Source organism: Amycolatopsis sp. NPDC004169, from assembly GCF_040610315.1.
GTDB lineage: Bacteria > Actinomycetota > Actinomycetes > Mycobacteriales > Pseudonocardiaceae > Amycolatopsis.
Genome location: NZ_JBEXMD010000010.1, coordinates 102270 through 116018, shown reverse-complemented (window position 1 = coordinate 116018; position 13749 = coordinate 102270). Strand labels below are relative to the sequence as shown.

General features: G+C 71.4%; 12 protein-coding genes. 5 read left to right on the top strand and 7 right to left on the bottom strand.

Annotated elements, in window-relative coordinates; all coding sequences use genetic code 11:
* Positions 1 to 100: 100 nt before the first annotated feature.
* Positions 101 to 2668 carry a PQQ-dependent sugar dehydrogenase gene (locus ABZX11_RS16185; protein WP_176176262.1) on the top strand — a complete coding sequence of 856 codons (2568 nt, stop codon included), beginning with the start codon at positions 101 to 103 and terminating at the stop codon, positions 2666 to 2668.
* A 45-nt stretch (positions 2669 to 2713) separates the two neighbouring features.
* Here ABZX11_RS16185 and ABZX11_RS16180 read toward each other — a convergent pair whose 3' ends face one another.
* Positions 2714 to 3082 carry a hypothetical protein gene (locus tag ABZX11_RS16180; RefSeq protein ID WP_176176261.1) on the bottom strand — a complete coding sequence of 123 codons (369 nt, stop codon included), beginning with the start codon at positions 3080 to 3082 and terminating at the stop codon, positions 2714 to 2716.
* 162 nt (positions 3083 to 3244) lie between these two features.
* On the opposite strand from ABZX11_RS16180, the gene ABZX11_RS16175 reads away from it, so the two are divergent.
* Complete coding sequence (locus tag ABZX11_RS16175) at positions 3245 to 4360, top strand: hypothetical protein (RefSeq protein WP_354913632.1); 1116 nt, start codon at positions 3245 to 3247, stop codon at positions 4358 to 4360.
* Between the two features lie 6 nt (positions 4361 to 4366).
* Here ABZX11_RS16175 and ABZX11_RS16170 read toward each other — a convergent pair whose 3' ends face one another.
* Complete coding sequence (locus tag ABZX11_RS16170) at positions 4367 to 4975, bottom strand: TetR/AcrR family transcriptional regulator (RefSeq protein ID WP_254897256.1); 609 nt, start codon at positions 4973 to 4975, stop codon at positions 4367 to 4369.
* A 70-nt stretch (positions 4976 to 5045) separates the two neighbouring features.
* On the opposite strand from ABZX11_RS16170, the gene ABZX11_RS16165 reads away from it, so the two are divergent.
* A complete protein-coding gene (locus ABZX11_RS16165) occupies positions 5046 to 5915 on the top strand; it encodes a sterol desaturase family protein (RefSeq protein WP_176176259.1) in 870 nt (289 codons plus the stop codon).
* On the opposite strand, the gene ABZX11_RS16160 is transcribed toward ABZX11_RS16165, so the two are convergent.
* The 5 genes from ABZX11_RS16160 to uvrC form a co-directional block, all read right to left on the bottom strand.
* Positions 5916 to 6944, bottom strand: a complete 1029-nt coding sequence (locus tag ABZX11_RS16160; RefSeq protein ID WP_176176258.1) for a glucosyl-3-phosphoglycerate synthase — start codon at positions 6942 to 6944, stop codon at positions 5916 to 5918.
* A 227-nt stretch (positions 6945 to 7171) separates the two neighbouring features.
* Positions 7172 to 8164: a DNA-binding protein WhiA gene (whiA, locus tag ABZX11_RS16155; protein ID WP_176176257.1), complete on the bottom strand. Its 993-nt coding sequence runs from the start codon at positions 8162 to 8164 to the stop codon at positions 7172 to 7174.
* Entirely contained in the window at positions 8164 to 9150 is a 987-nt protein-coding gene (gene yvcK / locus ABZX11_RS16150; RefSeq protein ID WP_354913825.1) for a uridine diphosphate-N-acetylglucosamine-binding protein YvcK, read from the bottom strand. The genes whiA and yvcK overlap by 1 nt, the downstream gene beginning before the upstream one ends.
* Position 9151: 1 nt before the next feature.
* Positions 9152 to 10009, bottom strand: coding sequence for an RNase adapter RapZ (rapZ, locus tag ABZX11_RS16145; protein ID WP_176178290.1), 858 nt, complete (start codon positions 10007 to 10009; stop codon positions 9152 to 9154).
* Between the two features lie 42 nt (positions 10010 to 10051).
* The gene (uvrC, locus tag ABZX11_RS16140) at positions 10052 to 12007 is read right to left on the bottom strand and encodes an excinuclease ABC subunit UvrC (protein WP_176176256.1); all 1956 of its coding nucleotides are present in this window, start codon (positions 12005 to 12007) and stop codon (positions 10052 to 10054) included.
* Between the two features lie 167 nt (positions 12008 to 12174).
* Between uvrC and ABZX11_RS16135 the strand changes: the two genes are divergently transcribed.
* Together ABZX11_RS16135 and ABZX11_RS16130 are read left to right on the top strand one after the other, a co-directional pair.
* A complete protein-coding gene (locus ABZX11_RS16135) occupies positions 12175 to 12897 on the top strand; it encodes a trypsin-like serine protease (RefSeq protein ID WP_176176255.1) in 723 nt (240 codons plus the stop codon).
* Positions 12898 to 12968: 71 nt separating this feature from the next.
* Positions 12969 to 13745: an exodeoxyribonuclease III gene (locus tag ABZX11_RS16130; RefSeq protein ID WP_354913628.1), complete on the top strand. Its 777-nt coding sequence runs from the start codon at positions 12969 to 12971 to the stop codon at positions 13743 to 13745.
* Positions 13746 to 13749: the final 4 nt, after the last annotated feature.

The following is a 13749-nucleotide window of genomic DNA, read 5'->3' as shown; positions in this document are numbered from 1 at the left end:
GACCCATAGATAGGAAACTTTCCTAACTATTGCCGCCGGTGGTCCGCCGACCATTCCGCCCCGGTCACCCCCTGTCCCCCGACAACGCAGGAGGCTCCCAGTGGCACCCCGTCCACCGTGGCGCGCGGTACTGGCCGGTACTGCCGTCGCGGCGCTCGGTCTCAGCGCGGTCAGCCCGGTAAACGCTTTCGCGGCCGATACCGACTACGAGTCCGAGAACGCCACCATCTTCCAGGGCGCGGTCGAGTCCAACCACGCCGGCTACTCCGGTACCGGCTTCGTGAACTTCGACAACGTCGTCGGCAGCTACGTCGAATACTCCGTGAACGCGGCCCAGGCCGGCACGCACACCCTGACCTTCCGCTACGCCAACGGAACCGCCGACAACCGCCCGGTCAAGCTGGTCGTCGACGGCGGCGACAAGGGCACCGTCGACTTCCCCGGCACCGGCGCCTGGACGACGTGGAAGACCGTCACCGCGACCGTGCAGCTCACCGCCGGGGTCAACAAGGTCCGCACCACCGCGACCACCGCCAACGGCGGCCCGAACGCCGACAAGCTCACCGACACCTTCGTCGCGCCCACCGACGGCGAACCGCCGTCGCCGCCGTCGAACCTCAAGGCGAGCAACATCCTCCCCACCGCCGCGACCTTCTCCTGGACCGCCGCGACGGACAACGTCGGCGTCGTCCGCTACGAGATCAACCGCGGCGGCAACATCCTCAAGACCGTCGACGGGAACACCACGAGCGCGACCGTGGACAACCTGACGCCGAACACCGCCTACGACATCTCGGTCGGCGCGTTCGACGCCGCGGGCAACCCGTCGCAGCAGAGCAACGTGGTCACCTTCACCACGCCGCCGAGCAACGACACCACCCCGCCCAGCGTGCCCGGCAACCTGCGCACCACCGGCGTCACCGCGAACAGCGTCTCCCTGGCGTGGAACGCGTCCACGGACAACGGCGGCACCATCGCCGGCTACGACGTCTACCAGGGCGCCACGAAGGTCGCCACCACGACTTCGCTGAGCACGACCGTCACCGACCTGTCCCCCAACACCTCCTACACCTTCACCGTCAAGGCCCGTGACCCCGACGGCAACACTTCGGCCGCCAGCAACGCCGTCACCGCGAAGACCAGCGCCCCGGGCGGTGCCGGCGGGATCCCGGAGTACGACAAGGACATCGCGAAGGTCGACCTCGGCTGGTCGGTGGACTTCCTGCCCAACGGCAACGCGCTGGTGACCGAGCGGGACCGGTTCGAGGTCCTGCTCGTGACGCCGTCGGGCCAGAAGACCACGCTGGGCAAGGTGCCGGGCGCGGTCGGCACGAACGGCGAAGGCGGCCTCCTCGGCCTGGCGATCTCGCCGAACTGGTCGAGTGACCACGCGATCTACCTGTACCACACGGCCTCCGGCGACAACCGGATCGTGAAGATGACCTACGACGGCAGCACGCTGTCGTCGACGTCGACGCCGGTGCTGACCGGGATCGCGAAGAACCGCTACCACAACGGCGGCCGGATCAAGTTCGGGCCGGACGGCAAGCTGTACGCCACCGTCGGCGACGCCAAGAACAGCGACAACGCGCAGAACAAGAGCTCGCTGAACGGGAAGATCCTGCGGCTCAACCCGGACGGCTCGGCGCCGAGCGACAACCCGTTCTACGCCACCGGCGGCAACGCCCGGTACGTCTGGAGCTACGGCCACCGCAACCCGCAGGGCCTGGCCTGGGACTCCCGCGGCCAGCTGTGGGCGGCGGAGTTCGGCGAGAGCAGCCAGGACGAGCTCAACCTGATCCAGAAGGGCGGCAACTTCGGCTGGCCCAGCTGCGAAGGCACGCAGGGCAGCTGCAGCGGCTTCATCGCCCCGAAGAAGACCTGGTCGACGTCGCAGGCCGGGCCGAGCGGCGTGGAGATCGTCAACGACTGGATCTACATCGCCGGCGTCACCGGGGAGCAGCTGTTCGCCACCCAGATCAACGCGGCGGGCACGGGTGTCGGCACGGTGTCGACGCTGTTCTCGGGTCGCTGGGGCCGGCTGCGCTCGGTCACCAAGACCCCCGACGGCGGGCTCTGGCTGACTTCGACGAACAACGACAAGAACGGCGGCACGCCGTCGGTGCTGGACAACGTGATCGTGCGGCTGAAGTTCCCGGGCGGCGGCACGCCCGGCGGGTTCAAGCTGACCAGCTCCGCCTTCGCCGACAACGCGACCATCCCGGACAAATACACCTGCGCCGGGGACGGCACGGCGGGCCAGGACCCGTCGCCGCCGCTGGCCTGGGGTGCCGCCGACGGCGCCAAGGGGTACGCCGTCGTGTTCGCCGACGTCGCCAACAGCGGCAACAAGCTGCACTGGGCGATCTGGGACGTGCCGGCGGCCACGAAGTCGCTGCCGGAGGGGCTCGGCGCGGGCTACACCGTGCCGAACCAGGGTGGCGCCAAGCAGAAGGCCATGGGCAGCGGGGCGAACGCGCAGAAGTTCTTCGGCCCCTGCCCGGGCGGTTCGAGCCACCCGTACACGTTCACGCTCTACGCCCTGAACACCGCGACCGTCCCCGGCCTGACGTCGTCCTCGACGATGGCCCAGATCGAGACGGCGATCAAGGGCGCGTCGACGGCCAACGTGGTGCTGCGCGGCAAGTCCAGCGCGGCGGCCCAGTAGCCGCGGCAGGGGTGACCGGAGCGGCGCCGGTCACCCCTGCCGCCCTCACCCTTGTTCGGTGAGCGTGCGCAGGTGCGCGTCGACGTCGAAGCCGTGCTCCTCCAGCCGGCGGCGGGCCAGCAGGAGCTCGTCGGGGGTGAACAGCTCGGCGTACTCCTCGCGGAGCATGGTCGCCTCGGAGCTGCGGCCGAGCTGGTTCTTCTCCCAGAGCACGGTGAACCCGCCCGCGGTGCCGGCCCCGCGCAGCAGCAGCCGGGCCGCTTCGACCCCGCCGTGCTCGCGCACCATGCGTTCGAACTGGGCGGGCCGGTAGCCGTAATCCTTGGCCAGGACCCGGCAGCCGTCGAGCAGATCCTCGGTGAATCGCGCAGCGAGCCGGGGATCGGCCGGGACGGATGCTGCTGGTTCGGGCATGGGGCGACCTCTCGACGCGACGGCTTCCCAGATTAATCGCGGACCAGGCCGGTTTCGCTACGCCATTCGAGCAACGAATTTGCGGTGTGCACTCTGCGTATCGACAGAGCGGACATAAGCCGCAAATCGAAAACTGTCGGTGACCTCTGCCATGCTGGCCGCATGCGAACCGTGGTCCACGGCGACGTTCATGTCCACTATGGACAAATCTACGTCCACGACGAGCGGGGCGCGCCGTTCGAGGGCGACCTGGCCGCGTGCTTCGCCGGGCAGCGCAACGGGCTGTGCGGCGCCGCGGTGCCCGGGCACCTGTTCCTGATCACCGGGCTGCACACCGGCGAGGTCGGCTTCACCGCCGAGGTGCACCCGGCCGAGCCGCCGGACGGCGGCGCGGAGGACGTCGTCGAGGCGTCCTTCCGCGCCGAGGGCCGGACGGTGCTGGTCACCTGGGGTGGCGAGGACTGGTGGGACCTGGAGCTGGCTCCGGGCGACTACCGCGTCCGCTACAGCGGCACGGCGATGGACGCGGGCCGCGCCCGCGACACACGCCTCGGCGGCGAGCCCCGGCAGGACAGCTACCTGCTGCAGTTCTGGCCCGCACCTCCGGCCGCCGACGTGGTCGTCCGCCGAACGAGCGAGATCGCGGCGTACTGGCACGGGTTCGCGCGAGGGCTGCCGCCACCGCCGACCGCCGAGGAGCTCGCGAAGCGGGCGGAGGAGCGACGCCGGGCCGAGGAGGAGGCGCGTGCGAAGGCGCGGCACGAGCAGCTGCTGCGGGAATGGGGTGGCGTGCTGCCACCCCCGGCCGTGCTCGAGCTGCCCCCGGGCTCGCTGCGGCAGTTCGCCAAGGCCGACCGCGAACTGGTGGCCGCGGCGATCGCCGCCGGGCCGGAGGTCCGGCGCGCACTAGCCCGCCGGGTGGCGCACCTGGCCTTCGGACGGGCCCGGCTCGACGGCGTCCGCTGGATCGCCGCCGGTCTGCGCGCGCTGGACGAGGGGGCGCCGTTGCCGTCCCCGTTCGACGACTGGACGGCGGCGTGGGACCGGCTGCTCTCGGACCCGGAGGTGCCGCGGACGCTGGTGCGCACCCCGGACGGACGGCACGACAACGCGTTGCAGCAGGCCATGGCGTTCCCGGCGCTCTTCGCCGCCGCCCACGAAGACTCCGCCGAAGCGCTGGGCCAGGCGCTGTCGGCGGCGGAACACACCTACGGCGACGACCGGGCGCGGTTCCGGGCCGAGGTCCGAGCGGCCTTGGCCGAGCTGACGGCGAGCTGACCCGCCTCACCAGCCGAACAAGCCACCCATGATCCGGGCGCAGCGGGCCGTCATCGCCGCCGCGTCTTCATCGGGGCGGTCGATCCACCAGCTGATCAGCGAGTCGACCACGCCGGTCCACACCTGCGCCACCGCCTCGATGTCCGCCGGGTCGGCCAGGCCGCGGGAGGTCAGCAGCTGCGTCGCGCCGAGCACCGCGAACGCGTCCAGCCGGCGGCGGTAGTCGGCGGCCGCCGCGGCGATGTCACCGGTCGAGGGCACTGTCGCGTCGCGCAGGAGGCGCCAGGCGTAGCGGTCGTGGTCGAACGTCGTGAAGATCGCCGAGAGCACCTTCAGCGGCATCTGGTCGGGCTCGCCGCCGGCCGCCATGGTCGCGGCCACGCCGTCGGTGAGGCGGCCGCCGGCGCGGTGCAGGCAGGCCAGGTAGAGCCCGTCCTTCGAGCCGAAGTACTGGTACAGCAACGGCTTCGTGACCCCGACCCGGCGCGCGATCTCGACCATCGACGCGCCCGCGTACCCGGCCCGGCCGAACTCCTCGGTGCCGGCCACGACGAGCTGGGCCTCGCGCTCTTCGCGCGGCATCCCCTTGGTCCCGACCGCCCTTGACTCCGTCACGCGGCAGAGCCTACCGTGCGTAAAGTGACCCTAGGGTAAGTTACCGTGAGGTCAGATCAAAGGAGGCGACGTGGCCGAGTTCCTGGCGCACCTGCGCGACCCCGTGTTGTTCGCGATCCCGGTGTTCCTGCTGTTCGTGACGATCGAAATCGTCGCGGTGCACGTGCTCGGCCACGACGACAACGTGGTCGGCTACAGCGTCGCCGACACCCGGACGAGCATGCTGATGGGCACGGTCGCGGTCGGCGTCAACGCGGTGTTCCGGCTGGTGATGCTGGTCGTGTTCGCGGCGCTGTTCGAACTCGCCCCGGTCCGGTTCGACCCGCGCGACTGGTGGACGTGGGTGCTCATGCTGCTCGGCCAGGAACTGGTGTTCTACGCCTACCACCGCGCCAGCCACCGCGTGCGGCTGCTGTGGGCCGGCCACCAGGTGCACCACTCCAGCGAGCACTACAACTTCTCGACGGCGTTGCGCCAGAAGTGGACACCGTACTTCCAGCTGCCGTTCTGGTCGGTGCTGGCGCTGGGCGGCATCCCGCCGTGGATGATCCTGACCGGGCTGTCGATCGACCTCGTCTACCAGTTCTTCGTGCACACCGAGAAGGTCGGCAAGCTGCCGCGCTGGTTCGAGTACGTGTTCAACACCCCGTCCCACCACCGCGTCCACCACGGCAGCGACGCCGAGTACCTGGACGCCAACTACGGCGGAATCCTGATCCTTTGGGATCGGCTGTTCGGCAGCTTCGTCCCCGAAGGCAAGCGGCCGACGTACGGGCTGACGAAGAACATCGGCACGTACAACCTGCTGAAGGTCGGCTTCCACGAGTACGGCTCGATCCTGCGAGACCTCCGCGGGGCGCGGACGTGGCGCGAGCGCGCGGGATACGTGTTCGGGCCGCCGGGCTGGCAGCCGGCTCGCGCGCTCGCGCCCGCCCAGTAGCTACGCGGTGTCCTGCAGGGTCCGCTCGTTCTCCGGGCGCAGCGTCACCGGCAGGCTCGCCAGCGGCGGGCGCTGCCGGGACGTCAGGTCGGTCAGCACCAGTTCGCGCTCGACGCCGTCCGCCGACGCGCCGCGCTGGAACTGCGCCAGCACCGTGGCCGGCGGGATGGCCGTGACCAGCCGGTCGTAGCGCTCCAGGCGGTCGAACAGCGTCTGCATGATCTGCCCGGACATCCGGCCGAGCGCCTGCGTGCTCTGGTGCCGGTGCACGCGGTGGCCGAGGTCGACCTGGGCCATCCCGTCGAGGCCGCGCAGCTCCACCAGGTCGATGAGGTGCCCGATCTCGACGCCGTAGTTCACGACGAACGGGATGCCTTCCAGCACCTCGCGCCGCCCCGCGTACTCGCCGGCCAGCGGCTGGACGAACCCGGACAGCTCCGGCCAGAACATGTTGAGCAGGGGCCGCGCGACCAGCTCGGTGACGCGGCCGCCGCCTTCGGGCTCGCTGCCCGCCGCGCCGTTGAGGGGGCGGTGGTAGAAGCCCTTGACGTAGGCCACGGACGGGTCGGTGAGCAGCGGGCCGAGCAGCCCGGTGACGTAGCTGGTGGTGAAGTCGTAGAGGTCGCCGTCGACGAAGACGACGAGGTCGCCGGTCGTCGCCGCGACGCCCTTCCACAACGCCTCGCCCTTGCCCTGCAGGCCGTCGAGGGCGGGGAAGACGGCGTCCTGCGCGACCACGCGAGCTCCGGCCGCGGCCGCCACCTCCGCGGTGGCGTCGGTCGAGTGGCTGTCCACGACGAGGATCTCGTCGACCAGCCGGTGGTGTTCCTGCAGCTCCTCGCGGATGGCGGTGACGATCGCACCGACCGTGGCTTCCTCGTTCCGGGCCGGGATGACGACGGAGACGGTGGTGCCTCGTTTGGCCGCGACCAGGTCCTCGGCCGTCCAGTCGCCCGCTTTGCTGCTGCGCCGGGCGAGCCAGGTGCCGACCTCCGGTGACACCTGAAGCCGCGCGTTGTTCGTGCGCATGCCTACCCCTTCCCTCGTTCGGCGTATCCCTCCCGACCGAGGTTCGAGGGCCCGCGTTTCGGCGGCCACTCCCCGGTGCTACCGGGGTGTTACGAGATCGGCCCGGCAGCACCGATCCCGTTAACACGACGACCCGCCGCGAGATCGCGCTGCACAGGAGCAAAACCACTGGGAGAATCGCTCCCCGGCTCTCGAAAACCCGCCGGCGGGCCGGAGGCCGGCTGCGGCTATGCGTCCTCTTCTTCGAGCATTTCCGGGGTGACCGCCGACTCGGTGTCCGGGATGTTGAGGTCCTTCGCCCGCTTGTCCGCCATCGCCAGCAGGCGGCGGATGCGGCCGGCCACCGCGTCCTTCGTCATCTGCGGCTCCGACAGCTGGCCCAGCTCCTCCAGGGACGCCTGCCGGTTCGACAACCTCAGCCGGCCCGCGGCCAGCAGGTGGTCCGGGGCCGTGTCGCCCAGGATCTCCAGCGCGCGCTCCACCCGGGCCGCCGCCGCCACGGCCGCACGGGCCGAGCGGCGGAGGTTGGCGTCGTCGAAGTTGGCCAGGCGGTTGGCCGTCGCGCGGACCTCGCGGCGCATCCGGCGCTCTTCCCACTGCAGGACGCTCGCGTGCGCTCCCAGCCGCGTCAGCAGGGCGCCGATCGCGTCGCCGTCGCGGACCACCACGCGGTCGGCGCCGCGGACCTCGCGGGACTTCGCCTGGATGCCCATCCGGCGCGCCGCGCCCACCAGCGCCAGCGCCGCCTCCGGACCGGGGCAGGTCACCTCGAGCGACGACGAACGGCCCGGCTCGGTCAGCGACCCGTGCGCGAGGAACGCACCCCGCCACGCCGCTTCCGCGTCGGCCACGCCCCCGGACACCACGGCCGCGGGCAGCCCGCGCACCGGGCGGCCGCGCTGGTCGATCAGGCCCGTCTGGCGGGCCAGGCCCTCACCGTCCTTGACCACGCGCACCACGTACCGGGTGCCCTTGCGCAGGCCGCCGCTGGCGGTGATGACGTGGACGTCCGAATGGTGGCCGTACAGCTCGTGGATCTCCTTGCGCAGCCGTCGCGCGACCGAGCCCGTGTCCAGCTCCGCCTCCACGACCACCCGGCCGGCCACGATGTGCAGCCCGCCGGCGAAGCGAAGCAGCGACGCGACCTCCGCCCGGCGCGGCCCGATCTTCGTGATCTCCAGCCGGCTCAGCTCGTCCTTCACCGCGGCGGTCATCGCCATTACTGCCCCTCCCTGCCTTTCGCTCCTCCCCCGTGCTCCCCGCCGAGACCGAGAGCCTCCCGCATGCACAACGCGAGCGCATCAGGATCATGCCGTCCCGCCACTTCGGGGTCGGCCACCGCCCCCAGGTGCGCCCGGGCACCCAGCCGCTGCGCCGCGCGGCGGAGATTCGCCGGGTCGGGCACGGAATCGCGGTCCGCGATCACCGCGTCGACCCGCAGATCCGGCGCGTGCTCGAAGAGTACGTCGAGGTGCCGCTCCGGAGAGAATCCCGCGGTTTCCCCCGGCTGGGGGACAAGGTTGAGCACGAGCACCTTCGTCGCGGCCGTGTGCACGAGCGCGTCGTGCAGCCCCGGCACGAGCAGGTGCGGCAGCACACTGGTGAACCACGAGCCGGGCCCGAGGAACACGACGTCCGCGGCGAGCACGGCGTCGACGGCCTCCACGCACGCCTGCGGCGACTGCCCCGACCGCCCGGGCGTGTGCAGGCTGACGCGCTGCACCTGCCCCGGCGTCGACGCCACCGCGACCTGGCCGCGGATCGTGCGCAGGGCCGCCGGGTCCTCGCTGTCGAGGCCGCTGACCAGGCCCACGATCTCCAGCGGCTCCGGCGACATCGGCAGCACGCGGCCCGAGACGCCCATCAGCCGGCAGGCCTCGTCGAGCGCGGCGACCGGGTCGCCGAGCACCTCGAACAGCCCGGCCAGCAGCAGGTTCCCCACCGCGTGCCCGGCCAGTGCGCCGTCGCCGCCGAAGCGGTGCTGGAAGACCTCGGCCCACAGCGTGCCGCCGTCTTCCGCGGCGAAGGCGGCGAACGCCTGCCGCAGGTCGCCCGGCGGCAGCAGCCCGAGTTCGCGCCGCAGCCTGCCGGACGATCCGCCGTCGTCGGCCACGGTCACGACCGCCGTGACGTCGGGGGTCACCCGCCGCACCGCGGACAGTGTCGCGTGCAGTCCGTGGCCGCCCCCGAGGGCGACCGCGCGCACGTTATTCACGACCAAGGTCGCGGTGCACCACCTTCACGGCCATACCGTCCTCATTGGACAGACGCTGGGCGAGTTCCTCGGACAGCGCCACGCTGCGGTGCTTGCCGCCGGTGCAGCCGACGGCCAGGGTCAGGTACCGCTTGCCCTCGCGCTTGTAGCCGGCGCCGATCAGCCGCAGCAGCTGGTGGTAGCGGTCGAGGAACTCCTCGGCCCCTTCCTGGGAGAGGACGTAGTTGCGGACCTCGCCGTCGAGCCCGGTGTGCTCGCGCAGCTCCGGGATCCAGAACGGGTTGGGCAGGAACCGGACGTCCATCACCAGGTCGGCGTCCATCGGCAGGCCGTACTTGTAGCCGAAGGACAGCACGGTGACCCGGGTCTGGGTGCTCGCCTCGGAGCCGAACGCGTCCTCGATCTTGGCCCGCAGGTCGTGCACCGACAGCGACGACGTGTCGAGCACCAGGTCGGCCTCTTCGCGCAGCGGCTCCAGCAGCGTCCGCTCCGCGGTGATGCCGTCGGCGAGCCGGCCGTCGCCCTGCATCGGGTGGCCGCGGCGGACGGCCTCGAACCGCCGCACCAGCACCGCGTCGGTCGCCTCCAGGAACAGCACGCGCGGCTTGTAGCCCCGCGCGTCCAGGTCCTTGATGACCGAGGCGAGGTCGTCGGTGAACGCGCGCGAGCGCACGTCCATGACGACGGCCACCTTCGTGATCGCGCCGCGGGCCTGCGCCCCGAGCTCGACCATGGTGGCGATCAGCTCCGGGGGCAGGTTGTCCACGACGAACCAGCCCAGGTCCTCCAGGCACTTGGCCGCCGTGCTGCGGCCCGCCCCGGACAACCCGGACACGACCGCGACCTCCATGCCGGAGCCGCGGATCTCCTCTTGCGCACTCACTGTGTTTCCCTACTCCCCTGCTCCTGTGCCGTTGCTCGCGCCGGACTCCCCGGCCAGCGCGGCGACCACGGCCTCCGCGGTGCGCCTGCCGAAGCCGGGCACCGCCTCGATCTCCTCGATCCGGGCCTGCTTGAGCTTCTTCACCGAGCCGAAGTGCTTGATCAGGGCGGCGCGCCGAGCCTGCCCCAGCCCGGGCACACTGTCCAATTCGGACGTCACCAGCCGCTTGGAGCGCTTCTCGCGGTGGTAGGCGATGGCGAAGCGGTGGGCCTCGTCACGCAGCCGCTGCAGCAGGTACAGCGCCTCCGACGTCCGCGGCAGGATCACCGGATCGGGGTCGGCGGGCAGCCAGACCTCTTCCAGCCGCTTGGCCAGCCCGACCACGGAGATGTCGGTGATGCCGAGCTCGGCCAGCACGTCGGCGGCCGCGGTGGCCTGCGGGCCAGCGCCGTCGACGACCAGCAGGTTCGGCGGGTAGGCGAACTTCTTCGGCCGCCCGGTCTCCGGGTCGAGCCCGGGCGTGCTGGACTCTTCCGCGGTTTCCTTGAGGTAGCGGTGGAACCGGCGCCGGACGACCTCGGCGATCGAGGCGACGTCACCCTCGGTGGCCGCTTCGCGCAGCGCGAAGCGCCGGTACTCGGACTTGCGCGCGAGCCCGTCCTCGAACACGACGAGCGACGCGACGACGTCGCTGCCCTGGATGTGGCTGATGTCGATGCACTCGATGCGCAGCGGCGCGGTGTCGAGGCCGAGGAACTCCTGCAGTTCGGTGAGCGCCGCCGAGCGCGCCGTCAGGTCGCCCGCCCGCCGCAGCTTGTGCTGGGTGAACGCCTCGCCCGCGTTGCGCTGCACGGTCTCGGCGAGCGCCTTCTTGTCACCGCGCTGCGGCACCCGCAGCTGCACGCGCGAGCCGCGCAGCCCGCTGAGCCACTCCGCCACCGCCTCGGCGTCCGCGGGCAGCTCCGGCACCAGGACCTCGCGGGGGACGACCGGGCCGGCGTCGACGTCGTCGCGCGCGTCGAGCTCGGCCTCGTCGCCGTAGAACTGGGTGAGGAAGTGGTCGACCAGCGCCGGGACGTCCATCTCCTCGGCCTTGTCGATCACCCAGCCGCGCTGGCCGCGGACCCGGCCGCCGCGCACGTGGAAGACCTGGACGGCGGCTTCGAGCTCGTCGTGCGCGAAGGCGACGACGTCGGCGTCCGTGCCGTCGCCGAGCACCACGGCCTGCTTCTCCATGGCGCGCCGCAGGGCGCCGAGGTCGTCGCGCAGCCGGGCGGCGCGCTCGAACTCGAGCTCCTCGGAGGCGGCGGCCATCTCGGCTTCGAGCCGCTTGATCATGACGTCGGTCTTGCCGGCCAGGAAGTCGCAGAAGTCCTCGACGATGTCCCGGTGTTCGTCGGCCGAGACGCGGCCCACGCACGGCGCCGAGCACTTGTCGATGTAGCCGAGCAGGCACGGGCGGCCGATCTGGCCGTGGCGCCGGAACACCCCGGCCGAGCAGGTGCGGGCCGGGAAGACGCGCAGCAGCAGGTCGAGGGTCTCGCGGATGGCCCACGCGTGCGCGTACGGGCCGAAGTACCGGACGCCCTTCTTGCGTGCGCCGCGGTAGACGTGCAGCCGGGGGAACTCCTCGTTCAGCGTCACCGCGAGCACCGGGTAGCTCTTGTCGTCGCGGTAGCGGACGTTGAACCGGGGGTCGAACTCCTTGATCCAGTTGTACTCGAGCTGGAGCGCCTCGACCTCGGTGGTGACGACGGTCCATTCGACGCTCGCGGCCGTGGTGACCATCTGCCGGGTGCGCGGGTGCAGGCCGGAGAGGTCGGCGAAGTAGGAGTTCAGCCTGCTGCGGAGGCTTTTCGCCTTGCCGACGTAGATGACCCGCTTGGTCGCGTCGCGGAACTTGTACACGCCAGGGGCATCCGGGATGCTCCCCGGCGAGGGACGGTAGGTGGTCGGGTCAGCCACGTTGTCAAGACTATGGGGCGGCACCGACAGTTCTCGCACGCCCCCGCTGCTGCCCCATCGGAAGTAGGGTGTTCGTCCGTTTCCGACCTTCGTCGGTGTCCCGCTCGGTGACGCGGTGGTTACTTTCCGACCGGCCGGTCCGGTCCCCCTCCGAAAGGATCACCACCGTGAGCTCTCTCCGTCTCCTCGGCGTCGCTTCCGCCGCGGCCGTCGCGCTGACCCTCGCCGGTGGCGCGGTCGCCTCCGCGGGCGTCCAGCCGAACATCGTCGGCGGCACCACCGCGCCGACGGTCTCCTGGGGTGCCCAGGTGTACGTCAACACCGCCGGGCGCGACTACCAGGGCTTCAACTGCTCCGGCACGGTCATCGCGTCCCGCTGGGTGCTCACCGCGGTGCACTGCCTCGACCAGGACGGCTCGGGCATGTACGTCCGGGTCGGCAGCAACACGCTGCTCTCGGGCACGAAGATCGCCGTCGACAACGAGTACGAGTCCCCCAACGGCGACATCGCGCTGCTGCACCTGGCCTCGGCGACCAGCGCGTCGCCGATCTCGCTGGGCAGCTCGGACCCGGCGACGGGCAGCACCAACCAGATCTACGGCTGGGGCCGCACCACCCCGACCGGCCCGCCGGCGACGTCGCTGAAGACGGCGAACGTCCAGGTGACCGGCCGCTCCACGGACGCCTACGGCGGCCGCGCGATCCAGAGCGTCGGCGTCAACGGCTCGGCGTGGAAGGGCGACTCGGGCGGCCCCGAGGTCGCGAACGGCGTTCAGGTCGGCGTCGCGTCGACGGTCCAGAACCAGAGCGGGTCGAACACGCGCGGCACGAACAACTACGCGAGCGTGGCGGCGAGCCGGTCCTGGATCCGGACGACCGCGGGCGTCTGAGTTCTCCTTGTCCCGGGGCGGCGCTCCGGCGCCGCCCCGGTTCTGTCGGTGGTGTGTGGGATGCTCGCGGCATGCGGATCGCCACCTGGAACGTGAACTCCATCGTCCCCCGCCTGCCCCGCGTCCTGGGCTTCCTGGAGGAGACGGCACCGGACGTGCTGTGCCTGCAGGAGCTGAAGAACACGACGGAGGCGTTCCCGGCGGCCGAGGTCGAAGCGCTCGGCTACGAGGTGGCGGCGTACGGGCTGGGGCGCTGGAACGGCGTCGGGATCCTGTCGAAGGTGGGCCTGTCGGACGTGGTGCGCGGGCTGCCGGGCGAGCCGACGTTCGAGGGTGCCGCGGAAGCGCGCGCGGTGGGTGCCACCTGCGGGGGCGTGCGGGTGTGGTCGGTGTACGTGCCCAACGGGCGCGAGCCGGACAACCCGCACTACGCGTACAAGCTGGAGTGGCTGGCGTCGCTGCACTCGCTGGTGGCTTCGGAGAATTCGGCCGGGCCGTTCGCGGTGCTCGGGGACTTCAACGTGGCCCCGACGGACGCGGACGTCTGGGACATCACGCTGTTCGCGGAGTCGACCCACGTGACGAAGCCGGAGCGCGACGCCTTGGCCCGGCTGCGGGACCTGGGCCTGTCGGACGTCTTCCCGCGGCCGCTGAAGTACGACCACCCGTTCACGTACTGGGACTACCGGGCCGGGAACTTCCCGAACAACAAGGGGATGCGGATCGACCTGGTGTACGGGAATGAGGCTTTCACGTCCGCGGTGAAGGATTCCTATGTGGACCGGAACGCGCGGAAGGGGAAGGGGCCGTCGGACCACGCCCCGATCGTGGTGGACCTGGACCTCTGACGGC

Coding starts and splice junctions, on each gene's coding strand:
- ABZX11_RS16180 (WP_176176261.1), bottom strand. CDS start 3,082: ATGCCCGAACCAGCAGCATCCGTCCCGGCCGATCCCCGGCTCGCTGCG.
- ABZX11_RS16175 (WP_354913632.1), top strand. CDS start 3,245: ATGCGAACCGTGGTCCACGGCGACGTTCATGTCCACTATGGACAAATC.
- ABZX11_RS16160 (WP_176176258.1), bottom strand. CDS start 6,944: ATGCGCACGAACAACGCGCGGCTTCAGGTGTCACCGGAGGTCGGCACC.
- whiA (WP_176176257.1), bottom strand. CDS start 8,164: ATGGCGATGACCGCCGCGGTGAAGGACGAGCTGAGCCGGCTGGAGATC.
- rapZ (WP_176178290.1), bottom strand. CDS start 10,009: ATGGAGGTCGCGGTCGTGTCCGGGTTGTCCGGGGCGGGCCGCAGCACG.
- ABZX11_RS16130 (WP_354913628.1), top strand. CDS start 12,969: ATGCGGATCGCCACCTGGAACGTGAACTCCATCGTCCCCCGCCTGCCC.